This window comes from Rhodococcus sp. Leaf225 (genome assembly GCF_001426145.1).
In the GTDB taxonomy this organism is placed as follows: domain Bacteria; phylum Actinomycetota; class Actinomycetes; order Mycobacteriales; family Mycobacteriaceae; genus Rhodococcoides.
Map to the genome: position 1 here is coordinate 1 of NZ_LMRN01000014.1, position 1,156 is coordinate 1,156.

The following is a 1,156-nucleotide window of genomic DNA, read 5'->3' on the forward strand; positions in this document are numbered from 1 at the left end:
CAGTCTCATCGATCCAGTTCGAGCGACAGAGCAAGCGGGACTCGAGTCCATCGACTGGAGCGAGATAAGTTCACTTATTAATGCGCCCGGTGGCTCTGTTTTCGCTTCGCGACAAGATTCCGACGCGCAGTTGATGGGAGAGGCGCTGTCTGGGGCAGTTCGATCAGCGTCACTCTTGGCGAGCAGATACACTTTGATTGTCACAAATCCACCATTTCTCGGGAAGGCAAAGCAATCTAACGAGCTACGCGCTATCTATGAAAACGCGTCTATACCTGGGGGTGGCGCCGATCTCGCAACATCGTTCGTACAATCCATGATTTCTCGAGTTGAAAGCAGTGGAGCGGTATGCTTCGTACTCCCTGATACGTGGCGGTTTATTCCGTCATACCATGCATATCGGAACAATTTTCTGGAACATTATTCACCTGCAATTGTTCTTGGCCTCGGACCACGGGCGTTTCGAGCCCAGCTTTACGACTACCCCATTGGATTACTGATTGCAGAAGTTGATAGCTTGAGAACCGGGCGCAAGCACTTTCTGAAGGGAAATGTTGCCGCAGACCCGTTCGCGTTATCTGACTTTATACTAACTCCATTACATCGAACGAAACTGAGTGCTTCTAGTCTTGGTGCAGACGGCGTGAATGAAACCCTCTTGAGTGCGTATGCGAGACCTTTTGAGGGCCTGTCGACAGGAGATGGTGACCGATTTACCCGAAAATTTTGGGAGCAGTATCTAGGCGCGAAATGGGAATATCTCCAAATGCGACCAACTCGTACAAGACTTTGGGCAGGGACTGAAGAAGTATTTCTCTGGGAGGACGGCAGGGGTGAGCTTGCGAAAAGTTCTGGAGCGCGTGTGCAGGGTTTGGCTGCGTGGGGCCAAAGTGGTGTTTTAGTAGAGCGGCAGAGGTCTTTGCGGGTCACTTTGTATACAGGGCAAGCATTTTTTAAGACGAGCGTCGTAATCGTGCCCTCGAACCCAGCAGATTGTGCCGCTGTTTGGGCGTTCTGCAAGTCGGATGAGTACAGAATGTCAGTGCGCAGCATCGATCCGCGGGTCGGCATTGCAACCAGTGCGATTGTGAATGTTCCGTTTGATGTTGAGTTTTGGCGTGGGGTGGCGGCGGCGGCGGGTCCGTTGCCTGAGCCG

At 52.3% G+C, this 1,156-nt stretch carries 1 protein-coding gene; it reads left to right on the forward strand.

The genetic code is table 11. The features are described 5' to 3' along the window. Window positions 1-133: 133 nt before the first annotated feature. Window positions 134-1,156 (forward strand): Eco57I restriction-modification methylase domain-containing protein (locus ASG69_RS23060; protein WP_442971098.1); only part of this gene is annotated, 1,023 nt, incomplete at its 3' end.